This is a genomic window from Parvibaculum sp., assembly GCF_049672805.1.
In the GTDB taxonomy this organism is placed as follows: Bacteria; Pseudomonadota; Alphaproteobacteria; order Parvibaculales; family Parvibaculaceae; genus Parvibaculum.
Window position 1 is genome coordinate 1 of record NZ_JBATWS010000365.1, and the last position, 4,030, is coordinate 4,030.

The following is a 4,030-nucleotide window of genomic DNA, read 5'->3' on the forward strand; positions in this document are numbered from 1 at the left end:
GGGCATTGCGGAACGCTTCCGCGCCTATGAGCGCCTCCTGACCGACTACCCGGAAGTGAGGCGGCAGGTCACCTATATGCAGATCGCCGCCACCTCGCGCGGCGAGGTGCAGGAATATCGCGCCATGCGCGAGGAGCTGGATGGGCTTGCGGGCCACATCAACGGCACCTATGGCGAGTTTGACTGGATGCCCATTCGCTATCTGAACCGGCCCATGGCGCGCCGTGCGCTTGCGGGCCTTTACCGGGCGAGCAAGATCGGTCTGGTGACACCGCTCCGCGACGGCATGAACCTTGTGGCGAAGGAGTATGTCGCGGCGCAAGACCCGGAAGACCCCGGCGTGCTGATCCTGTCCCGCTTTGCGGGTGCCTCTTATCAGATGCCGGAGGCGATCATCGTCAATCCTTATGATATAAAGGGTGTGGCCGATGCTCTTCAGATCGCGCGCTATATGAGCCTTCAGGAAAGGCGAGAGCGCTTTGATGCCTTGATGACGCGGCTGAAGACGCAGGATGTCGCGCAATGGCGCGATGATTTTCTCGGTGAACTCGCGACCATTTCGCGGGCACAGCCAATCGCGGTGGCCTCTGGACGATAATGAGCGACGGCAAGGGGGAAGGCGATCTGCTGGTCGCAGATATTGGCGGCACCAATGCGCGCTTCGCCCTCGCGCGCGCTGTGGATGGCGGATTTGATATCTCGCCACCTTCCGTTTTCCTCACCGCCGATTATCCGACAATGGAGGTTGCGCTCCGCACCTTTCTGAAAGAGGCGGGTGCGCCCCGTCTTTCAGGTGTTGCCGCCTGCGCGGCCGGGCCGCTCGAAGGGGAAGGGCCGTCCGCGCGCATTTCCATGACGAACTGCCCGTGGAATGTGTCGGTGGAAAATCTCGGCTCCGTCACCGGTGTCGCGCACCCGCGTCTGATCAATGATTTCTCCGCGCTCGCCCTTTCGCTCCCTGCCCTCAGGGAGGAGGAGCTTCATGCGGTCGGCCCGGCATTGACGCCCGTGCCGCGCGCACCGAAAGGCGTGCTTGGGGCGGGCACGGGCCTCGGCGCTTCCGCGCTTGTCTTTGGCGCGCATGAGGAAATCGCGCTACCGGGGGAGGGCGGGCATACGGACCTCGCCGCGGGCAATGCGCGGGAAGCGGAAATACTTTCCCGCCTGCAAGCGCGCTTCGGCCATGTATCTGTGGAGCGCGTGCTCTCCGGCCCCGGCATCGTCACGCTCTACACGGCGCTTGCGGAAATCGAAGGCAAGCCGGTGCCGTCTCTCACACCGCCCGACATCACCGCCCGCGCCCGCACGCGCGAAGATGCGCTGGCAGTGGAGGCGATAGAGCTTTTCTGCGGCTGGCTTGGTGCGGTGGCGGGCAATCTCGCGCTCACGCTCGGCGCGCGGGGCGGCATCTATATTGGCGGCGGCGTCGTGCCGGGCTGGGTCAGCCGGGGCGATGGGCTTTTCAACGAAGAGATTTTCCGCCTCCGTTTCGAGGCGAAAGGACGCTTCTCCGCCTGGCTCGCCGCCGTGCCGGTATTCGTCATCCTGCGAAGCGACGCCGCCCTTCTCGGCCTCGCCCGTATCGCCCGCGCCGAACCTTAGTTCGTCATTGCGAGCGCAGCGAAGCAATCCAGAAGCCGCAAACTCTGTGTTTGCCGCTATGCGGTTCCTCGCAATGACGCATCACGGCTCCTCCGTCACCACATTGCCGTCGCGGCGCGGATCAGCACCGCCTTCAAGCCCCTTCGGCGTCACGCGGATACCGTGCAGCCCGCTCATCAGTTCGCGCGTATCGATCATATGGCCGAGCTGGCGAAGCTGCGGGGCCATTTCTTCAAGCGCCGTTCCTTCCTCGATTTCGAGCTTCCCGTTACGGTCAACGAAATGCGGCAGGGCAACTGCATCTGCCATGCTCATATTCCAGTCGAGCAGGGCAATCAGCGTCTTTGCGACATAGCCGATAATCCGGTTACCGCCGGGCGACCCGATTGCGGCATAGAACGCGCCTTCATTATCAAACGCGATCACCGGCGACATGGAAGAGCGCGGCCGCTTTCCAGCCGCCACCGCATTGGCCACCGGTTTTCCGTCCACTTCCGGCAGAAAGGAAAAGTCGGTGAGCTGATTGTTCAGCATCATCCCGCCCGCCATGAGATGCGAGCCGAACGGGCCTTCAACCGTCGTCGTCATGGAAACGACATTGCCCGCACCGTCAATAATGGTGAAATGGCTGGTCGAAGGCTTGTCGATCGGCTGGTTCTCACCCCAGCGCATCGCATGTTCGTCGGTGGGCGCGCCGGGCTTTGCCTTGCTCATCGTGTAGCTGGCATCAATCTCGTAGGCCCGTTTCTTGAGGTACTCCTGCTCGAGCATGGCGGAGACGGGGATGGATACGAAATCGGGATCGGCGACATAATGGTCACGATCCGCATAGGCGAGCTTTTCGGCCTCCGCGATAAAATGCACGGAGGTGAGCGTCATCGCTTCCATGCCTGCGAGATCATAATTTTCGAGAATGCCGAGAATCTGCAGCACCGTCATGCCGCCTGAGGGCGGCGGCAGCGTGCAGACGCGATAGGCCCGATAGGGCGCGCAAACCGGTTCGCGCTTCTTGGGTTCATAATCGGCGAGGTCTTGCAGCGAAAGTGTGCCGGGCCGCAGCGGCGCATTCTGCACCGTGGCGACGATCTCTTCGGCAACCGGCCCTTCGTAAAACCCTTTCCAGCCATGCGCCGCGATGCGTCGCAGCGTTTCCGCATAGGCAGGGTTCTTCAGAATGTCGCCTTCAGCGGCAGGAATGAGCGCGCCGTCCGGGCTGCGGCGGTAGAAATAATCCTGTGCCACCGGCATCTGCATTAGCACAGGATCGCGCGCAATCGCCTGGGCGAGTTTCGGCGCGACGGCAAAGCCATCTTCGGCAAGGCGGATCGCAGGCTCGAAGAGCTGCTCCCAAGGCAGCACACCATGTTCCTCATGGGCGAGCCAGAGCATCTTCACCACGCCCGGCGTGCCGACAGAGCTGCCGCCGATCATCGCTTCGAGAAAGGTAAGCGGCTTGCCCTCCTCATCGAGGAAGAGCGCGGGCGTCGCACCTGCCGGTGCCGTTTCGCGCCCGTCATAGGCATCGATCCGGTCTTCCGCTTCATTGTAATGCAGCAGGAAGGCACCGCCCGCGAGGCCGGATGATTCCGGCTCCACCAGCGAAAGCACGGCCTGCACGGCAATCGCCGCATCAACCGCGCTGCCGCCCTTGCGGAGAATTTCCGCGCCCGCCTCGCTCGCATAGCTGCTGGCGCTCGCAATCATGAAGGCGCGCGGTTCCTCGCCGCGCTGCAGCCATATCGCACCGCCAATCACCACAAGCAGCGCAACAACCGTGATCGTCAGGCCCGGCAGGAGCCGTTCATATCTCATATCTGTTTCTCCTCCGGTAGCGCGCTCTGGGGCAGCAGTCTGCTATGATGCGGATAAAACGGGGTGCACTGCAATCCTTGCGGGCGCTCGCGCGATCAGGAAGGGAACGCGACATGCAATTCGGTGCCATCCGCAAGGGTCCGCGCAATCATATTTGCGATGTGGGCGGCATTGCGGTCGGCAATGCGGAGGATGTGCGAGCGCGAACGGGCGTGACCGTTGTGCTGCCCGAAAAGCGCGCCGTGGCAGGCGGTGATGTGCGCGGCGGCGGGCCGGGCACGCGTGAGACCGATCTGCTCGACCCCTCCTGCCTTGTGGATGAGGTGGATGCGATTGTGTTGTCCGGCGGCTCCTCATGGGGGCTGGAGGCCGCATCGGGCGCGGCCATCTGGCTTGGCGCGCGCGGGCGGGGCTACCGCGTCGGCAGCAGCCCGCTCGTCTCGCCCATCGTGCCGGCCGCGATTCTCTTTGACCTCGCGAATGGCGGCGACAAGGGGTGGGGCGAAGCGCCGCCCTATCGCGCGCTCGGCATGGCCGCCTGCGAGGCCGCGGGCGAAAACCTCGCGCTGGGTAATGCCGGTGCGGGGTTTGGCGCGGTGGCAGGCCGCTACAAGGG

At 63.8% G+C, this 4,030-nt stretch carries 4 protein-coding genes; 3 read left to right on the top strand and 1 reads right to left on the bottom strand.

Features of this window, described 5'->3' with window-relative positions; translation table 11 throughout:
* The coding region (locus WBF74_RS11470; RefSeq protein WP_424439797.1) for an alpha,alpha-trehalose-phosphate synthase (UDP-forming) at window positions 1-598 on the top strand (598 nt) is incomplete at its 5' end.
* Window positions 598-1,602: a glucokinase gene (glk, locus tag WBF74_RS11475; RefSeq protein WP_424439800.1), complete on the top strand. Its 1,005-nt coding sequence runs from the start codon at window positions 598-600 to the stop codon at window positions 1,600-1,602. The genes WBF74_RS11470 and glk, both read left to right, overlap by 1 nt.
* Window positions 1,603-1,683: 81 nt before the next feature.
* Here glk and ggt read toward each other — a convergent pair whose 3' ends face one another.
* Complete coding sequence (gene ggt / locus WBF74_RS11480) at window positions 1,684-3,414, bottom strand: gamma-glutamyltransferase (protein WP_424439803.1); 1,731 nt, start codon at window positions 3,412-3,414, stop codon at window positions 1,684-1,686.
* Window positions 3,415-3,527: 113 nt separating this feature from the next.
* Between ggt and WBF74_RS11485 the strand changes: the two genes are divergently transcribed.
* The coding region (locus tag WBF74_RS11485; RefSeq protein WP_424439806.1) for a P1 family peptidase at window positions 3,528-4,030 on the top strand (503 nt) is incomplete at its 3' end.

Excerpts from the sequence above, each read along its gene's own strand:
- ggt (WP_424439803.1), bottom strand. The coding sequence starts at position 3,414 with ATGAGATATGAACGGCTCCTGCCGGGCCTGACGATCACGGTTGTTGCG.
- glk (WP_424439800.1), top strand. The coding sequence starts at position 598 with ATGAGCGACGGCAAGGGGGAAGGCGATCTGCTGGTCGCAGATATTGGC.